The 16,054-nt window shown below is 70.9% G+C and carries 23 protein-coding genes, 1 tRNA gene and 1 riboswitch; of the genes, 14 read left to right on the forward strand and 10 right to left on the reverse strand.

Going from position 1 to position 16,054, the window contains the following annotated elements:
- Window positions 1–58: 58 nt before the first annotated feature.
- The 3 genes from AVW11_RS13850 to AVW11_RS38300 form a co-directional block, all read right to left on the reverse strand.
- Complete coding sequence (locus tag AVW11_RS13850) at window positions 59–559, reverse strand: phosphoribosyltransferase (RefSeq protein ID WP_030838874.1); 501 nt, start codon at window positions 557–559, stop codon at window positions 59–61.
- On the reverse strand, window positions 556–1,143 hold the full coding sequence (dcd, locus tag AVW11_RS13855) for a dCTP deaminase (protein ID WP_030771835.1): 588 nt from the start codon (window positions 1,141–1,143) through the stop codon (window positions 556–558). The genes AVW11_RS13850 and dcd overlap by 4 nt, the downstream gene beginning before the upstream one ends.
- 70 nt (window positions 1,144–1,213) lie before the next feature.
- A complete protein-coding gene (locus tag AVW11_RS38300) occupies window positions 1,214–1,426 on the reverse strand; it encodes a hypothetical protein (RefSeq protein WP_076044107.1) in 213 nt (70 codons plus the stop codon).
- 177 nt (window positions 1,427–1,603) lie between these two features.
- Between AVW11_RS38300 and AVW11_RS13865 the strand changes: the two genes are divergently transcribed.
- The 4 genes from AVW11_RS13865 to AVW11_RS13880 all read left to right on the forward strand — a co-directional run bounded on the left by AVW11_RS13865 (window position 1,604) and on the right by AVW11_RS13880 (window position 2,919).
- Window positions 1,604–1,674: transfer RNA gene (locus AVW11_RS13865), tRNA-Gly, on the forward strand.
- Window positions 1,675–1,994: 320 nt separating this feature from the next.
- Entirely contained in the window at window positions 1,995–2,264 is a 270-nt protein-coding gene (locus tag AVW11_RS13870; protein ID WP_037920736.1) for a hypothetical protein, read from the forward strand.
- Window positions 2,261–2,602, forward strand: coding sequence for a hypothetical protein (locus AVW11_RS13875; protein WP_037920733.1), 342 nt, complete (start codon window positions 2,261–2,263; stop codon window positions 2,600–2,602). The genes AVW11_RS13870 and AVW11_RS13875 overlap by 4 nt, the downstream gene beginning before the upstream one ends.
- Window positions 2,599–2,919 carry a hypothetical protein gene (locus AVW11_RS13880; protein ID WP_225884880.1) on the forward strand — a complete coding sequence of 107 codons (321 nt, stop codon included), beginning with the start codon at window positions 2,599–2,601 and terminating at the stop codon, window positions 2,917–2,919. Before AVW11_RS13875 ends, AVW11_RS13880 begins: the two co-directional genes overlap by 4 nt.
- A gap of 293 nt (window positions 2,920–3,212) precedes the next feature.
- Here AVW11_RS13880 and AVW11_RS39415 read toward each other — a convergent pair whose 3' ends face one another.
- Together AVW11_RS39415 and AVW11_RS13885 are read right to left on the reverse strand one after the other, a co-directional pair.
- On the reverse strand, window positions 3,213–3,572 hold the full coding sequence (locus tag AVW11_RS39415) for a VapC50 family PIN domain-containing toxin (RefSeq protein ID WP_476755986.1): 360 nt from the start codon (window positions 3,570–3,572) through the stop codon (window positions 3,213–3,215).
- A gap of 68 nt (window positions 3,573–3,640) precedes the next feature.
- Window positions 3,641–4,276: a TetR/AcrR family transcriptional regulator gene (locus AVW11_RS13885; RefSeq protein ID WP_076044108.1), complete on the reverse strand. Its 636-nt coding sequence runs from the start codon at window positions 4,274–4,276 to the stop codon at window positions 3,641–3,643.
- Window positions 4,277–4,403: 127 nt separating this feature from the next.
- Between AVW11_RS13885 and AVW11_RS13890 the strand changes: the two genes are divergently transcribed.
- The gene (locus AVW11_RS13890) at window positions 4,404–5,342 is read left to right on the forward strand and encodes an alpha/beta fold hydrolase (RefSeq protein WP_076044109.1); all 939 of its coding nucleotides are present in this window, start codon (window positions 4,404–4,406) and stop codon (window positions 5,340–5,342) included.
- A 69-nt stretch (window positions 5,343–5,411) separates the two neighbouring features.
- On the opposite strand, the gene AVW11_RS13895 is transcribed toward AVW11_RS13890, so the two are convergent.
- Window positions 5,412–6,215, reverse strand: coding sequence for an NAD-dependent epimerase/dehydratase family protein (locus tag AVW11_RS13895; RefSeq protein ID WP_076044110.1), 804 nt, complete (start codon window positions 6,213–6,215; stop codon window positions 5,412–5,414).
- A 64-nt stretch (window positions 6,216–6,279) separates the two neighbouring features.
- Window positions 6,280–7,092 carry an NAD(P)H-binding protein gene (locus AVW11_RS13900; protein WP_076044111.1) on the reverse strand — a complete coding sequence of 271 codons (813 nt, stop codon included), beginning with the start codon at window positions 7,090–7,092 and terminating at the stop codon, window positions 6,280–6,282.
- An 86-nt stretch (window positions 7,093–7,178) separates the two neighbouring features.
- Between AVW11_RS13900 and AVW11_RS13905 the strand changes: the two genes are divergently transcribed.
- A complete protein-coding gene (locus AVW11_RS13905; RefSeq protein WP_076044112.1) occupies window positions 7,179–7,604 on the forward strand; it encodes a winged helix-turn-helix transcriptional regulator in 426 nt (141 codons plus the stop codon).
- A gap of 21 nt (window positions 7,605–7,625) precedes the next feature.
- Here the strand turns inward: AVW11_RS13905 and AVW11_RS13910 are convergent, their stop codons facing one another.
- Both AVW11_RS13910 and AVW11_RS13915 read right to left on the reverse strand, forming a co-directional pair.
- On the reverse strand, window positions 7,626–7,919 hold the full coding sequence (locus AVW11_RS13910; RefSeq protein ID WP_076044113.1) for a hypothetical protein: 294 nt from the start codon (window positions 7,917–7,919) through the stop codon (window positions 7,626–7,628).
- 75 nt (window positions 7,920–7,994) lie between these two features.
- Window positions 7,995–8,528 carry a hypothetical protein gene (locus AVW11_RS13915; RefSeq protein ID WP_076044114.1) on the reverse strand — a complete coding sequence of 178 codons (534 nt, stop codon included), beginning with the start codon at window positions 8,526–8,528 and terminating at the stop codon, window positions 7,995–7,997.
- Window positions 8,529–8,666: 138 nt separating this feature from the next.
- Here AVW11_RS13915 and AVW11_RS36540 point away from each other — a divergent pair, with 138 nt between their 5' ends.
- The 6 genes from AVW11_RS36540 (at window position 8,667) to AVW11_RS13945 (ending at window position 14,146) form a co-directional block, all read left to right on the forward strand.
- The gene (locus tag AVW11_RS36540) at window positions 8,667–8,846 is read left to right on the forward strand and encodes a hypothetical protein (protein ID WP_076044115.1); all 180 of its coding nucleotides are present in this window, start codon (window positions 8,667–8,669) and stop codon (window positions 8,844–8,846) included.
- Window positions 8,847–9,054: 208 nt separating this feature from the next.
- Window positions 9,055–9,246: riboswitch (cobalamin riboswitch) on the forward strand.
- Between the two features lie 227 nt (window positions 9,247–9,473).
- A complete protein-coding gene (locus AVW11_RS13925) occupies window positions 9,474–10,709 on the forward strand; it encodes an ABC transporter substrate-binding protein (RefSeq protein ID WP_240528171.1) in 1,236 nt (411 codons plus the stop codon).
- The gene (locus AVW11_RS13930) at window positions 10,706–11,809 is read left to right on the forward strand and encodes a FecCD family ABC transporter permease (protein WP_240528172.1); all 1,104 of its coding nucleotides are present in this window, start codon (window positions 10,706–10,708) and stop codon (window positions 11,807–11,809) included. Before AVW11_RS13925 ends, AVW11_RS13930 begins: the two co-directional genes overlap by 4 nt.
- Window positions 11,806–12,876 (forward strand): ABC transporter ATP-binding protein, encoded by a 1,071-nt coding sequence (locus AVW11_RS13935; RefSeq protein ID WP_060177090.1) that lies wholly within the window; start codon window positions 11,806–11,808, stop codon window positions 12,874–12,876. Before AVW11_RS13930 ends, AVW11_RS13935 begins: the two co-directional genes overlap by 4 nt.
- Window positions 12,870–13,589, forward strand: a complete 720-nt coding sequence (locus AVW11_RS13940; RefSeq protein ID WP_063898431.1) for a (2Fe-2S)-binding protein — start codon at window positions 12,870–12,872, stop codon at window positions 13,587–13,589. Before AVW11_RS13935 ends, AVW11_RS13940 begins: the two co-directional genes overlap by 7 nt.
- Window positions 13,586–14,146: a DUF7676 family protein gene (locus AVW11_RS13945; protein ID WP_060177091.1), complete on the forward strand. Its 561-nt coding sequence runs from the start codon at window positions 13,586–13,588 to the stop codon at window positions 14,144–14,146. Before AVW11_RS13940 ends, AVW11_RS13945 begins: the two co-directional genes overlap by 4 nt.
- Window positions 14,147–14,280: 134 nt before the next feature.
- On the opposite strand, the gene AVW11_RS13950 is transcribed toward AVW11_RS13945, so the two are convergent.
- Window positions 14,281–14,949 (reverse strand): hypothetical protein, encoded by a 669-nt coding sequence (locus tag AVW11_RS13950; RefSeq protein ID WP_030838892.1) that lies wholly within the window; start codon window positions 14,947–14,949, stop codon window positions 14,281–14,283.
- Window positions 14,950–15,078: 129 nt separating this feature from the next.
- Here AVW11_RS13950 and AVW11_RS13955 point away from each other — a divergent pair, with 129 nt between their 5' ends.
- Together AVW11_RS13955 and AVW11_RS13960 are read left to right on the forward strand one after the other, a co-directional pair.
- Window positions 15,079–15,513, forward strand: coding sequence for an Hsp20/alpha crystallin family protein (locus tag AVW11_RS13955; RefSeq protein ID WP_030838895.1), 435 nt, complete (start codon window positions 15,079–15,081; stop codon window positions 15,511–15,513).
- A 105-nt stretch (window positions 15,514–15,618) separates the two neighbouring features.
- The gene (locus AVW11_RS13960) at window positions 15,619–16,014 is read left to right on the forward strand and encodes a DUF2267 domain-containing protein (protein ID WP_030838898.1); all 396 of its coding nucleotides are present in this window, start codon (window positions 15,619–15,621) and stop codon (window positions 16,012–16,014) included.
- Window positions 16,015–16,054: the final 40 nt, after the last annotated feature.

Genomic DNA, 16,054 nt, shown 5'->3' on the forward strand with positions numbered 1-16,054 from the left:
CGAGGGGCCCCCGGCCATGGCCGGGGGCCCCTCGCGCAGGTACGGGGACGCGCATCGGTCAGGCGTCGAGGACCTGGCCCTCGCGCTTGACGACCGGCGGCTCGACCGACCAGGGGAAGTTGATCCACTCGTCGGTCTTCTTCCACACGTACTCGCACTTCACGAGGGAGTGGGACTTCTCGTAGACGACGGCGGAGCGCACCTCGGCCACGTGGCCCAGGCAGAAGTCGTGCACCAGCTTCAGCGTCTTGCCGGTGTCGGCGACGTCGTCGGCGATGAGGACCTTCTTGTCGGTGAAGTCGATCGCCTCGGGCACGGGCGCCAGCATCACCGGCATCTCCAGCGTGGTGCCGACGCCGGTGTAGAACTCCACGTTCACCAGGTGGATGTTCTTGCAGTCCAGGGCGTACGCCAGACCGCCGGCGACGAACACGCCGCCGCGGGCGATGCTCAGGATGATGTCGGGCTCGTAGCCGTCGTCGGCGATGGTCTGCGCCAGCTCGCGCACGGCGGCGCCGAAGCCCTCGTAGGTCAGGTTCTCGCGTACTGCGCTGCTCATGCCTCGTGCCTCACCTGGGTGCGGTGGAAGTTCTGGAAGGAGCGCGAGGCGGTCGGCCCGCGCTGGCCCTGGTACCGGGATCCGTAGCGTTCGCTGCCGTACGGGAACTCCGCGGGCGAGCTGAGCCGGAACATGCACAGCTGGCCGATCTTCATGCCCGGCCAGAGCTTGATCGGCAGCGTGGCCAGGTTCGACAGCTCAAGAGTCACGTGACCCGAGAACCCGGGGTCGATGAACCCGGCGGTCGAGTGCGTCACGAGGCCGAGGCGGCCCAGGCTGGACTTCCCCTCCAGCCGGGAGGCGATGTCGTCGGGCAGCGTGATGACCTCGTAGGTCGACGCGAGGACGAACTCACCGGGGTGCAGGATGAACGCCTCGTCCCCTTCGGGCTCGACCATCCGGGTCAGGTCCGGCTGCTCGACCGCGGGATCGATGTGGGCGTAGCGGTGATTCTCGAACACCCGGAAGAACCGGTCGAGACGCACGTCGATGCTGGAGGGCTGCACCATCGCCTCGTCGAACGGGTCGATGCGAACCCGTCCGCTGTCGATCTCGGCCCGGATGTCTTTGTCAGAGAGAAGCACGCCCCGAGGATACGCAGAGCGCGCGGGCCACCCCCAATCGAAGGGACCGCCCGCGCGCCCGGCCGTACCTCTAGCGCTTGACCGCACCACCGACGGGTACGGCCTGCCGCAAGCGTGCGCACCGCGGACACCGCAGCAGCCGCCCGGGCCCGATCCGGCCGGCACCGAGGTGCTGCAGCGGGAAGGAGGCGGTACTGAAAACGTGCCCTTCGGCACAGCGGACGACGGTGTGCTCCATCGAGTCCCTTTCCCCAACGAGCCGTACTGCGACGAATCGCCACATTAGGGGATGATCGGCACCCGCTCCAGCCGCCGCTCCGCACCCACGGTACGCCCCAACTCCCGCCCCCACACGCTCCGGTGCACAGCACAGACAACGGCGACCCCGCGGTGAATGCACCGGGGGTCGATCATGAGGTAGAGTGTGCAACGGTAGGGATCCAGGCAACTGGCCCGCTGCGCGGATGTAGTTTAATGGTAGAACATGAGCTTCCCAAGCTTATAGCGCGGGTTCGATTCCCGTCATCCGCTCAGAGACGAAGGCCCAGGTCAGCGACCTGGGCCTTCATCGTTGTCTAGACCTCTCAGGGGTCTCCGTGCCCTCCGCGTGCCCCAACTCGCAGGAATATCCTGCCCACAGCGCCTTCGCGTACCACCGGCCCCCCTACTCCGCGAGCCACTCAAGGTGCCGCTCGACCTCGACGGAGAGGATGGCCGGCAGGTCGCCCACTCACCCACACACCAGCCGCTGGACTTGGCGTCGCCCTCGACGCAAGGTCTTTCCTTTCGGACGAGGCTCTTAATGACAAGTAGCCTTTGCGATTTATCGGCGTGGGGTCCACACTGCTCCCATGACCGACAAGCCCCGCGCCCGAGCTCCGCAGGCCGCCCTGACCGACGCGCAGAAGCTCGAACTGGATCGGGCGAAGAAGGCCGCCGACGATGCCGTCGCGCACTTCCGTGAGACCGCGGGGCGTATCGCCGTAGACCTCGGCCGCGGCGGAGCGCCGGCCGTCGCCCGGCACATGGAGTGGACACCCCAGTACGCGTCCACCCTCGCCGCCGCCTACAAGGCCAAGCAGGCCGCCCAGGGCAGCGAGACCGAGGAGGTGGCGGCATGACGACCGCCCCCAGGCCGTCCGGCATCCCGCCCATGCCCGAGCGGAACACGAAGGCGTTGCGCACCGCGATCGCCGAGCACACACCGCAGCTCCTCGCCGACTTCGACGCCCACTGGAAGTGGGCCATCGGCGACGCGCACGACATCGCCCCGGTACCGGCGTTCCTCGCCCAGTGGTGGGCCGAGTTTGCCATCGCCCGCGATCCCTCACTCGACCGGCACATCCACGACCTGGAAAGCCGGGCAGCCGACGCGTCGACGAACGCCGAGGCCACACAGTTGCTCACGCAGGCCGCGCACCTTCGGCGCGAGGCGGGGAAGGCGGAGCCCGGCCAGTGAGCGACTTCATGGGGCCGCCCTGGCAGATGGACTGGGTCGATACGGCCCGGACCGCCCGCGACTCCCTACCCAAGCCGGTACGCGACCTGATCGACGGCATCCGAGCCGAACTGGTCACCGTCGAGGACCCCTGTTTCCGCGGTACCGACAACATCCCGGATCTCCCACCCGGCTGCCGTATCGCCCCGCTTCGGTCGACGGTGCCGAACGGACTGTACGTCTGCTACTTCGATCACGGCCGGGGCTGGATCCACTACACGTTCACCCGCCGCACCGCCGACCCGCAGATCATCGTCGAGGAGGTGTTCTGGCAGTGACCTGCGACAACACCCTCGCGCATCCAGCCGGCGCGGAAGCCGTGCCACAACGTGCCAGTAGGGGCGGTAAACAGCGGTCAACAAGGGTCGCACCGAAGCAGCCATAACGGCATCGTCAGCGGTCGTATTCGCAGGTCAGAGACTGTGCGCCTACCCAAGTACCGGGTGATTCCCAAGCTTATAGCGCGGGTTCGATTCCCGTCATCCGCTCTTGCAAGAAGGCCCAGGTCAGCGACCTGGGCCTTCGTCATTGTCTAGACCTTTCTCGGCGTCGCGCACCACCTGCGCCCGCATCACCTCGTGAGATGTCCGAGGTGATGCGTCAGGAGGTCCGCGAAGCGCGGCAGGCCGGCTTTCGCGAGTCGGGCGACGGCATCAGCGATCGTGACGGGCGGATTGCGCTTCTCTCCGGCGAGCCTGACCACCGTCTCCGCCACCCCGTGCGGCAACTCGCCGTACAGCCCGCACAGATGCAGACGATGACCCGGATCCGCGCCGCCCCTCGGCCTTGCGACCGCCGGTCCGGCGAGGCCTCGGAGCGGGTGGCAAACGGCGCCGCGCCAAGGCGACACCGGCACGCCCGCACCACACGGCCCTCTACGTGGGTCGCAGTTGATGCTCGGCAGACGTGGGGATCCGCATCGCGATGCCATGCGGCCCTTCGGGTGGTCCCTGTAGGAACCCGCTGGACGGGCGCCCCGTGCGAGCAGTTCGCGACACGTCAGTTCGGTCCCGCTCCCCCCTCGGGCGTCTGGGCAGTCGCGAAGATCCGGTCCAGGTGGTGATGGAGCACCGCGATCGCCGACTCCGGGGTCCGCTGGCCCACGAGGATGCTGGTACCCATGGCCGCCGCCATCGCGAGCAGGCTGATCGCCTCCGTGCGGGCGTCGGCGTCCGGGTCGGCCAGGCCGGCCCCCTGCGCGTGCTCCAGGAGTCCGGTCAGGGCGTTCTCCGCGGCGTCGGGGTTGTCGATGAAGGGCTGCGCAGCCAGCGCCTCGTCGGTCACGGAGAGGATCGCGTAGGAGCTGTACAGCAGGTGGAACGTACGGCTCTCCTCGTCGGTCGGCAGCGAGGCCGACAGCAGCGCCTCCACCGTGGCACGCGGGCCCGGGTCCGGGCCGGCAGCCGCCAAGCGGGCTCCCACCCTCGCGGTGAAGCGGTCGGTCAGGTGTTGGAGGCCGTGGAAGAGCAGCTTCTCCTTGGTCTCGAAGTAGTACTGCACGAGCCGGAGCGACACACCGGCCTCCGCCGCCACGTCGCGCATGCCGACGGCATGCAGCCCCCGCCGCCCCGCCACCTGGATGAGTGCCTCGGCGATCTGGGCGCGCCGCTCCTCGTGATCCACACGCTTCGGCATGTTCCCGTGTCTCCGCCTGTCGACAGTGGGTGCCCGCTCCGCCACCCGAACCCCTTCATGATACCGGTGTACCATATTGGTGATACGTTCGTACCACGAAGAACGGATCTTCACAGGAGGTGCCGCCGTGCCCGAGAACACCGCCCGCGTACGCCGCGATGTCGGCCGCTACGTCGATGACGCCCTGCGCGACCGCTACTTCGCCGCCGCCGACGTTCTCTACGCGATGGGCGCACCAGCCCGCGCCGAGACGGACGTGGAGACCAGCTTCGGCACCACCCACGTCTACCGGTACGGCCCGTCGGACCCCGCCGCCGACTCCCGGACCCCGATCGTCCTGATCCACGGTGCCGGCTACAGCTCGGCGATGTGGTACCCCAACACCCCCGGGCTCAGCCTCGACCGCCCCGTCTACGCCCTCGACACCCCGGGCGACGCGGGCCGCAGCGTCCACCGCGAGCCCATGTGGCAGCCCGAGCGCGCCGCCCAGTGGATGGAGGAGGCCCTCGACGCGCTCGGCCTCGACCGGGTACACCTCGTCGGCTCCTCCTACGGCGGCTGGCTGGTGCTCAACCAAGCCCACCGGCGGCCCGGACGGCTCGCCTCGGTCACCGCCCTCGACCCCGGCGGCCTGGAGAAGGTCGGCCTGCGCTTCTTCGGCTGGGTCTTCGTGAGCCTGTTCGCCACCTTCGCCCCGAAGGCGTTGCGGCCCCGGCTCGCGAAGTGGCTGGACCAGCCGGTCCTCGCCGTCCCCGAGATGCGCACGTGGATCCAGCTCGGCGCCCGCGCGTACCGGATCCGCCGCCCCGCACCGCTTCCGCTGACCGAGGACGCGCTGCGATCCATCCGGACCCCGCTCTACGTCATCATGGGCAAGCACAGCCTGCTCGTACACCCCAAGCGGCAGCTGGAACGCGTACCGCGCCTCGTCCCCGGAGCCCGCGCGGAGATCATCACCGCGACGGGGCACGGCCCGCAGATCGACCACCCCGACGTGGTCAACGCCCGGATGCTGTCCTTCATGGAGGACGTCGACTCCCTCGGCCCCGCTGCGGTCGACACGTAGGGCTGCAAAAGGGGAAACGGCGCCGAACCGCCCGCTCGGTGCCGCAACGCGCCGGGGTCAACCGGCGCGTCAAGGCCGCAGGTGCCGCAGGGTGAACTCGGGGGCTGCGTAGGAACCGGCCTGTGGCGCTGCGGAGTCGGCGGGAGTGCTGGCGCCTGCGATGTGTTCGGCATGTGCTTCGGCGTCGTCGGACGGTGTGTAGTCCAGCTCTGCCTGCGTGGGCAGCTCCCAGAAGCGGCGGGTGTTGGCCGAGACGGCGTACACCGTGGCGAAGCGGGTGGCGGGTGTGGCCGTGAGCGCGGCTTTGACGTAGCCGACGGTGTCGCGCGGACTCAGCCATGTCGCCAGGTGCCGGGGCTCGGTGGGTGCCTGCTCGAAGCTGCCGATGCGCAGGCAGACGACCGACAGCCCGAACTTGTCCGCGTACAGCTGGCCCAGGGCCTCGACTGCCACCTTGCTCACCCCGTACAAGCCGTCCGGTCGCGCCGGCTCCTGCGGGCCGGTGAGGTGCCCGGTGGGATAGAAGCCGGTCACGCGGTTGCTGCTGGCCAGCACCACCCGCTCGATTCCGTTGCGCCGGGCGGCCTCCAGGACGTTGTGGGTGCCCAGTACGTTCGCTTCCAGCAGCTCGGCGAGGGGCGCCTCGTCCGGCAGGCCGCCCAGGTGGAGCACGCAGTCCACCCCCGAGAGTGCCGACTCCACGGCCGGCGCGTCGCGCAGGTCTACGGTGTGCACGTCCTCGTTGGCCGCCTCCCGCCGCAGCGGGACACGGTCGAGCAGGACGAGCCGGGTGGCCTCCTGTCGCAGCGCCTCCCGCACGACAGAGCCGATATTCCCTGCCGCACCGGTGACGGCCACCGTTCCCAGGACCATTGCCCCACCCCCTCCGGAACCCGAAACCCTCTGCCTTCGCAGCCGTGATTCTCGCACCGGGGTGCTACGCGGCTGCCGCTGCGAGCGGTGAGCGGGGTGCTCGGCCCAGCAGCCGGCGCAGATCGCCACTGGTACGCGCCATGAAGCCGGCGGCGATGGCGGAGTAGGTACCGATCAGCATCGGCACCTGGAACGGCTCGGCACCGGAGGCGGCGAGCCGTTCGCGAGCCTGGGCGAGTGTCTCCGGCTCGTAGGTGGCATCCGCTCCGTGCGCCTGCGCCAGGTCCGCGCCGCCGATGGCCTGCTCGCCGACGAGTTCATGGACGCGGCCGGCATGGGCGGCCGCGTCCACCGCCACGAGCGCTGCGACATCGGCCAGATCCGCCCGCGTGACGGCGGCCAGCCTGCCATCGCCGAGCGGGGCGGTGATCCGGTTGTCCGCCGACGGCGCCGCGAGTCCGGCCAGCAGCTCCGCGTAGAGGCCGTTGCGCAGGATCGTCCAGTCCATGCCGCTCTCCTGGAGCCGACGCTCGGTCCAGCGGTGCGGCAGGGCGTACGGGAGGTGGTCACCGGCGGCGGTCAGGCTCGTATAGACGACATGGCCCACACCCGCCTTCCGGGCGGCGTCGAGGGCGGCGCCGTGCCGGGCCATGACGGTGTCGTCCTCGCCGTAGCCCGCGGAGATCATCAGGAGCACATCCACACCCGCGAAACCCTGGGAAAGGCCGTCGGGATCGTCGAAGTCGATGCGGCGGACGGGCAACGGGGCTTGGATCTGCCGCGGATCGCGCGTCCCGAGGACGGTGTCGCCGCGACCCGCCAGCCGCTCGGCGACGAGCGTGCCCAGAGCGCCGGCTGCGCCAGTGACCAGGATCATGAGGTTCTCCCTGTTCAGATAGGTTCTTTTCGGTAACCGGGATTCATCCTGCGGTGGGGCGCCGGGGGGCGTAAGGAGGCACTTCGATGTCGGTGAGGCACACGGGAGTAACCACGGCTGCGACCATCGGACCCGTCGTCAGCTGCGGGGAGGAACACGAGGACTGCGGCATCCGCGAGGTGCTCGACCGGCTCGGAGACAAATGGTCGGTCCTGGTCGTCGTCGAACTGGCCCAGGGCATACGCCGCTTCCGGCAACTCCAGCGCGCCGTGCCCGGCATCTCACAGCGGATGCTGACACTGACGGTGCGCCGGCTGGAACGCGACGGGCTGGTCTCCCGGACGGTGCATCCCACGGTGCCACCGCAGGTCGAGTACGAGCTCACCCCGATGGGCCACAGCCTGACCCATCTGGTGAAAACCCTCGCCGACTGGTCAGCGGAACACCGCGACCCCATAGCTCGGGCGCGCCGGGAATGGGATGCCGAGCATCCCGGCTCTGGGATCCGCTGAGCGAACGCGCCATCGCATACGTCACAGCAAGGTGATCAGGATGATCACCGCGGCCCCGCCGAAGATGAGCATCTGGAGGAGCGCGGACAGCTCGTTGAGGGCTTTCTGGTAGAAGGACTGCTTGGAGAACGACCGCGGCTCGTAGGCGGCGAGCACCTGGTACAGGTCGTCCACCGCCTGCGAGGTCACGGCGGCGTCGCGGACGATCTGCGAGACCGCGCCGGCCTCGGCGGCGACGACCGTCTCGGCAATCTGCGGATCGGTCCACAGGTTCACGATCACGAAGGCCAGGATGATCCCGCCGACCACCAGCACGGCGAGCCCGGTGGTCGGCAGGTGGTTGAGCAGCCACAGCTTCGCGGTGTTCGCAGCAGCCCGTCCTCCACCCAGTCACTCCGGGACGTAGTCGACGACGGGGATCTCGAACTCCACCCGGTTGTTGTCACCGATCCGGTCGTCCGCGCTCTGCACCGTGAACGAGCCCTTGTACGTCCCCAGCTCGGCGTACCTGTCGATGCGGAGCGGGACCAGGGCAGTGGCGGAGCGGTTCTCCTTGAGTCCCGCGGGGAACTCGCAGTGCACCTGGTGGGCGTCCGGGGACGGCTCGCAGGTGTCGGGGTAGAACGGGCCCTCGACCGTCACCTCGCGCGGCAGGGTGACCGTGATGAACATCGGGGAGTTGGTCTCCTCCGGGCCGGCGTTGGCGACGAATGCGTGGAGCTCGGTGCGGCCGCCCAGCACCATGGGCTCAGGGTCGATGCGGACCGTTTGCAGGTCCGAGTCCGACGGCGCGGCCGCCGCTGCGGCGGGCTGGGGGGCCGACTGGGGCTCGGCCCAGGCGGGTCCGGCGACCAGCAGCGCCGCAGCACCCACCGCCGTGGCCGCCGTGGCCCAGGGGCCCATGCGCAGAACGCCCATGACCATTCGTCGCACCTTTCACATGACGGAGGCGTACGGATGCCATGGTGCGGGCCATTGTCGGAGGTAGATCCACTTCCGTCCCGATACGCTCCGTCTATCACCCTTCTGCACGGCCGGAGACGCCCGCCGGCGGGGCTGCCGGTGCCGGTCGGCATCGCGGTGCTGGTCTTCGACGGGATCGTCCGGTGGCTGGGCACGGCCCTGATCATGGCGGGCCAGCCGCGGCCCACGAGCGGGCGCCGCGCGAAGAAGTCGCCCTCGCAGGCGGGCTCGGTGCATACCGGGGCCGTCGAGTTGGTCCGGTTGCGGGAAGAGATCTGATTGCATGGCTCCGCGAACCCACCGGTGCCTGTGTCCCGCGAGGATCACGCCATCAGCGCATGCATGGGTCCCTCGCACGGACCAGCTCGGCGGCGGGTCTCTCCGCGGCGGTCGACGCGCTCGGGGCGGGCCGGGCGAGCGTACCGACCGCACATCGCTCGGGCGCCAACTGCTGTGTCTGGTCGCACAGGTGTGGGTCTGGCGTGACCGTGGCCGGTTCTGCGATGCTTCCGTCCGACAAGCGACGGCGGAACGAGGAAGCCGGTGAGATTCCGGCACGGTACCGCCACTGTGTAGGGGGAGCGACTCCACCCATGGCCACCGCCCCATCCGGGGGTGGGAAGGCCGGAGAAGCTGTGATCCCGAGTCAGGAGACTCACGCCGTCGCACCTCGATGTACGGGGCGGATTTCCCCAGGAGAGGCGGTGGCACCCGTGTGCCTGCGTACGTGTGGCGGTAGCTCTGCGCTGCCCTTGGCCCGTCGGGGCCGACCTGCCCCGGCTGAAGCACAGGCCCGATCCCTCAGGTTCTGACGGCTTCCTCCCTCAGCGGCTTCCTTCCCCTACACCGCTTCACGCGCACCGGCGTGCCCGTGCGCACTTCCCACGCACGTCACCAGGAGTCACCATGCCCGTACGATCCGCCATGCCCGGCCGCCGTCAGGCCGCCGCGGCGGCCTTTCTCACCGTCGCCTTCGCCCTCACCGCGTGCGGCGGCGGCTCCGGCTCGCCCGCCGACGCCAAGCCCCGGGCAGCCGGGGCAGACTGCGTCGAAGACTTCGACCCGGCCATGGACTACTTCCCGGTCAAGTCGACGGTGAAGCACGCCAAGAACTTCACGCTCCGGTACGAGAAGAGCTATCAGGTCCTCACCGTCAACGAGCCGTTCCCCAAGGGGAAGCCCGAGTCGTACGTGCTGGTCAAGTGCGGTGCGCCGAAGCCGGAGCTGACCGGTGAGCTCGCATCCGCGCAGCAGGTCACCGTTCCCGTCAAGAGCCTGTACTCCGCCTCCACCACCCACCTTCCCCTGCTGACCGAGACCGGCACCCTGGACGTCCTGACGGGTGTCGCGAGCGCCACCAACATCTCCTCCGCCCAGGTGATCGAGCACGTGAAGGCAGGAAAGGTCACCGAGTACGCCAAGGACCGGACCCTCAACGCCGAGACGGTCATCGGTGCCAAGCCGGACGTGCTGATGACCCAGGGCACCGACGATCCGCAGTACCCGAAGCTGCGCCAGGCCGGCATCGCCGTGGTGGCCAACGCCGAATGGCTGGAGCCGAGTCCGCTCGGCCGCGCCGAGTGGGTCAAGGCGATGGCCGCGCTCACCGGAGCGGAGAAGCGCGCCGGCGAGGTCTTCGACACCATCGAGGGCGACTACCGGAAGATCGCCGAGAAGGGCGCGCAGGCGGTCACGGCGGGCAAGCCCGTCGAGGTGCTGCCCGGCACGATGTACCAGGGCACCTGGAACATGCCCGCCGGCGGCAGCTACGCCGCCCAGTTGATCAAGGACGCGGGGGGCACCTACCCCTGGGCCGGCGAGGCGGGCACCGGCAACCTCCAGCTGAACTTCGAGGCCGTGTACGCCAAGGGCGGCGAGGCCCCGGTCTGGATCGCCGACCAGAAGTGGAAGTCCACCGCCGACGCGGTGCAGGCCGACAGCCGGTACGGGCAGCTGAAGGCCCTCACCGGCGGTGCGGTGTGGACGAACACCAAGGCGCTCGGCCCCGGCGGCGGCAACGACTACTTCGAGCGCGGTGTGCTGCGCCCCGATCTGGTCCTCGCCGACCTCTTCGCGCTGATCCACCCGGACCAGGCGAAGGACCACGCCTTCACCTTCTACACGCAGGTTCCCAAGGCGTGACGACCCCCGTGGCAACCGCGCCGGCCGCCGTCCCGGACGCCCCCGGGGCGGTACGGCCCCGGCGGCGGCGCCTCGCCGTCGTCCTCGCCCTGGCGGCCGGTACCGCCGCGCTGTTCGTCCTCACCGTCGCGACCGGCTCCCACCGGGTGCCGGTCGCCGAGGTGGCGCGGATCCTGCTCGGCGGCACCGCCGACGACCCGAGATGGACCGTGATCGTCGAGCAGGTCCGGCTGCCGCGCGCGCTGACCGCCGCAGCCGTCGGCGCCGCCCTCGCCGTGGCCGGCGTACAGATGCAGACCCTGTTCCGCAACGCGCTGGCCGACCCGTTCTCCCTCGGGGTGAGCTCGGGCGCCAGCATGGGCGTCGCCGCCGTGGTGGTCGGCACCGGCGGGGTGGCCGGCAGCTTCACCGGAAACCTGGCCGGGCTGGGGCGCGTGGGCGTCGTCCTGGCCGCCTCGCTCGGCGCCGCCGGCGTGCTGGCCCTCGTCCTCCTGCTCTCGCGGTGGGTGCAGTCGGCCGTCACCCTGCTCGTCATCGGTGTCATGATCGGCTCTGCGGCCACCGCGGTGGTCGGTGTGATGCTCGTCTACGCCCGCCCCGAGCGCACCCAGCAGTTCGTCATGTGGGGCCTGGGCAGCTTCAGCGCCACGACCTGGCCCGACCTCCACGTCATGCTGCCCGTCATCGGCGCGGGTCTGCTGACCGCGCTGCTGACCGCCAAACGCCTCAACGCCCTGCTGCTCGGCGAGGACTACGCCCGCACCATGGGCCTGAACGTACGGCGCAGCCGCGACCTGGCGCTGCTGGGCACCTCGCTGCTGGCGGGCGCGGCAACCGCGTTCTGCGGCCCGGTCGCCTTCCTGGGCCTGGCCGTCCCGCACCTGACGCGGGTGGCGCTGGGGACCTCGGACCACCGGGCGCTCATCCCCGCGTCGATGCTCGCCGGCGCCTTCCTCGCGCTGGCGTGTGCGCTGCTGAGCCAGCCGCCCGGCACGGACTCGGTGCTGCCGCTCAACGCCGTCACCTCGCTCTTCGGCGCCCCCGTCGTCATCGCGTTCCTGATCCGCAGCCGCCGCGGCGTACAAGGAGTGGCCTCATGACCGACACACTGACCGAACCCGTCACGGACACGCCCGCCGGGCCGGACCGTCCCGGCGGCCTGGCCACCCAAGGGCTGTCCGTCGGCTACCGCGCCCGGCCGCTGCGCGGACGCGGGGCAGGCCGGGCCGTGCTGTCAGGGCTCGACCTCCGGGCGCGGGCGGGAGAACTGACCGTACTGCTCGGTCCCAACGGCGCGGGCAAGTCCACGCTGCTGCGCACCCTGTGCGGGCTCCTGCCGCCGCTCGACGGCCGGATACGCATCGGCGGGGCCGACCTGGCACACCAGCCGCCCGCCGCTCTCGCCCGGCGGCTGGCGGTCGTCCTGACCGACCGGGTGGACCCCGGGCTGCTGTCCGTACGGGAACTGGCCGGGCTCGGCCGCCACCCGCACACCGGGTTCACCGGCCGTCTCACGGCCGCGGACCACGCGGCAGTCGAGTGGGCGCTGAAGGCCGTGGGCGCGGAGCATCTGGCGAGCCGGCCTGCCGCCGAGCTGTCCGACGGCGAACGCCAGCGCGTCCTGACCGCACGCGCCCTCGCCCAGGAACCCGAGGTCGTCCTCCTCGACGAGCCGACCGCCTTCCTCGACGTCCCCTCACGCGTGGCCCTCACCGTGCTGCTGCGCGACCTCGCCCGGGACAAGGGCCTGACCGTCGTGGTCAGCACCCACGACCTGGAGCTGGCCCTGCGCGTGGCCGACGCCGTCTGGCTCGTCGACCGTGACTCCCGCGTGCACGCGGGAGCACCCGAGGACCTGATCCACAGCGGAGCCGTCGCCGCCGCCTTCGACGCCGACCACCTCGCCTTCGACCCGGCCTCCGGCACCTTCGGCCTGCGCCGCACCGCACGGGCCGGCGTGGCGGTGGAGGCACCGCCGGACATGCTCCCGCTCCTCGAACGCGCCCTCGCCCGGGAAGGACTGGCCCTCACGGACCCGGGCGACCCGGCCGCCACCACACGGGTGGGCTGTGAGGGAGCGGACCGGTTCACCCTCACCGGACCGGACGGGCGGGTCGTCCACACGCACGGCTTCCACGAGCTGACACGGACGGTACGGACATGGTGAGCGCGGTCATCACGCCCGACACCCTGGCCCGGATCTCCGCGATCGGCCCCTACTTCGCGGTGGCCACCGGCCCCCGCCCCGACGCCGACGGCTTCCGGCCGCTGACCGACCTGTACGCCGACCCGGGCGTGCTGGAGGAGTGCGTACGGACCGTCTCCGAGCGGCTGGGCACCGGCCAGCCGCGGGTGGCCGCGTCCACCCTGCACCTGGGCACTGCCTCCCGGCTCTGGTCGATCGCCCTGGCCTGCGCCGCGCTCACGGGCCGCGTGCCCGATCTGGGTGCGGCCCGGCTGTGGTGGCGCCTGCCCGCCGCCGGGCCGCTCGACCTGTGGCTGCCCGGCCTGCGGGAGGTGGGCCGGGAACCGCTCCCGGCGCTGCACCACACCGTGGGCGTACAGAACCTGGGCCCTTGGGCCGACGCCGTACGGCGCGTGTCCGGCGTCTCCCCGCACACCCTGCGCGGCAACGCGGCCTCGGCACTCATCGGCGCCCACCGCGTCCTGCTCGCCAAGGAGCCGCACACCCCGTACCCCGTGGTGCCCCTCGTCCGCGGACTGCTGGACCGGCCGCCGCTGACGGGTGCCGGCACGTACCGCGCCGCCCCCGCCTCACCGCTCGTCTTCCGGCGCCGCAGCTGCTGCCTGTACTACCGCGTGCCGGGCGCGGGCACCTGCGGCGACTGTGTCCTCAACCCCAAGGAGAAGACCTCATGACCACCACCGAGCCGACCGTCGTCGAAACCCCGGGCGGCGGCACCCAGCACGTCTGGCCGCTCCCGGCCGACGAGGCCACCCTCCTCGACCTCGTCACCACCGTCTTCACCGACCACTGGCAGCACATCCACTTCGGGCCCATCATCGAAGGCGCCGCCTGGGAGGTCGGCGCCCCGGGCGCCCCCACCGCCATCACCATGAACGACGGATACGCCACCGTCGACTTCGGCGCCTGGCACTTCCACCTGTGCATCGGCGAGCACACCGCTTCCGGCCCCGAACTCGGAAGGATCCGCCGCTGCTCGCGTGCCGAGCTCTACCGCAGCCTCGGCGCCGACGGGGCCCCCGTCAGCTGGGGAGCCCGCCTGTTCAACGGCCGCGACGAGCAGATGATGACGATCCTGCTGCCCAACCCGTTCCTCACCGACCGCCAGGAGATCCTCGACGCTCCCGACTTCACCCGCCTCACCGCCTGGGACACCCTCCGCGACCGCTTCCTCGGCCTCTCGCCCGACCCCCTCGACCGCACCGGCAAGGGGTTCCGCCACAGCGGCTGACGTACGGACGGCCCCCGCCTGCGACCGCAACAGCACCGATCCTCAGCGGCGGGCAGCACCGGCAGCACGCCGGGATGAACGCGGTCGAGCGGACCTCGGCGCGGGCGGCAAGTCGATCGTTCGCGGACCGCGTGTCACGTGCTGCGCCGGTCGTGGGTGTCCTGGCGGAGCTGGTCGGTGTGCTGGGCCAAGGCGTCGATGCGTTCCGCGAGCTCGGCGTCCTCGGGCCGCAGGTGGGCCCGGGTGGCGGTCAGGGGACGGACGAGACGGGCGGCGTCGTTGTCGGCGAGGGCCAGGTTCAGGTCGCCGATGGCGCCCTGCGCGTTTGCGGGGAGGCCGGTGAGTGCGGTGACCTGCCCGGCGAGGCGGCGCAGGTCGGCCGCGTTGTCGCGGGCCCAGGCGGTGACGGTGCGGTCGGCGGCGCGGGTGTCGCGGGTGGCCTGGACGCGTTCCTCGCCGGTGCTTCCGGCGGCGCCGGGGCGCAGGCGCAGGTAGCGGCGTTCGGCGGCCTGCCGGCTGGCGACCCCGAGGGGCCCGGCAAGGTCGGCCCAGCTCGCGCCCCGGCCCCGGGCGGTTTCGATCAGGCCGCTCTCCCAGCCCGCGAGCTGCTCACGGACCTCCCGCAGCATCAGCAGGGCGGCAAGAGCCGGGTGCGGGCCGGAGTCCGCCGCGGGCGCCGCTTCGGTCGTCGCAGTTCTCGCGGAGGGCTGCTGCGCGTCCTGGACGGCCTGGTTGATGGCCTCCAGCGCCGCGGCGGCAGCCAGGAAGGGGACTGGTGTGTTCGGCTCGGCGGCCTCGTTCATCGCATTCTCCGTGACTCTGTCATCCTCCAGATGACCCCTTACTTGTCATCGTTTCGATGACATGTTACAACGGAAGCACGTTGAAGCGCATTGGCAGTTCCTGCCCGAACCAACTGGAGGTGTTTCGCGATGTTGATGCGCACTGACCCGTTCCGCGAGATGGACCGGATCGTTCAGCAGCTCTCCGGCGCGTCCGGTACGTGGTCGAAGCCGTCCGTGATGCCGATGGACGCCTACCGCCAGGGCGACGTGTACGTGATCGCCTTCGACCTGCCCGGCGTGAGCACCGAGGCGATCGACATCGACGTCGAGCGGAACATGCTGACGGTGAAGGCCGAGCGCCGGCCCGCGGAGAAGTCCGACGGCGTGCAGATGGAGCTCTCCGAGCGGCCCCTCGGCGTCTTCTCCCGCCAGGTCATGCTCGCCGACACGCTCGACACCGAGCACATCGAGGCCGATTACGACGCGGGTGTCCTGACCCTGCGGATCCCGATCGCCGAGCGCGCCAAGCCGCGGAAGATCAGCATCGGCGGCGACTCCGGCCGCAAGCAGATCTCCGGCTGACCGACCGGGTACCAGCGGCGGAGGACGGGCAACCGATTCCCCCTCCGGCAACCCCGTCCTCCGCACCCCTCACCCCGCTCTTCCCTCCCCTGGAGGTGACGTGAGATGACGATGCGCCGGGAGGCGTTCCTGGAACACGTCCAGGAACGCGGCGAGTACCGGACCCAGGAGGAAGCCGAACGGGCGGCCCGCGTCGTCCTGGCCCTGCTGGGCGCGCACCTGGTGGGCACCGTGCGGGCCGAGCTCGCCGCCCGGCTCCCCGAGACCTACGCCCTGATCCTCCTCAACCCCCTGCAGGCCGCCGAACCGCTCTCACCCGAACGCTTCATCCGCGCGACCGCGGCCTGGATCGAGGGCGCCACCGAGAAGACGGCCCTGTGGGACATCGGCGCGGTCCTGTCCACCGTGGCCGCAGCGGCCGGAGACGTTCTCATGCGCGAGGTCCTGCTGCAGCTCCCACCCGGCTACGACCTCCTCTTCGGCCACCCCCAGCCCACCTGACCGCGGCCGGCACGGACCGAGCCCTCGAAGAGAAAGGCAA

The sequence above is a fragment of the Streptomyces amritsarensis genome (assembly GCF_001953875.1).
GTDB classification, from domain to species: domain Bacteria; phylum Actinomycetota; class Actinomycetes; order Streptomycetales; family Streptomycetaceae; genus Streptomyces; species Streptomyces amritsarensis.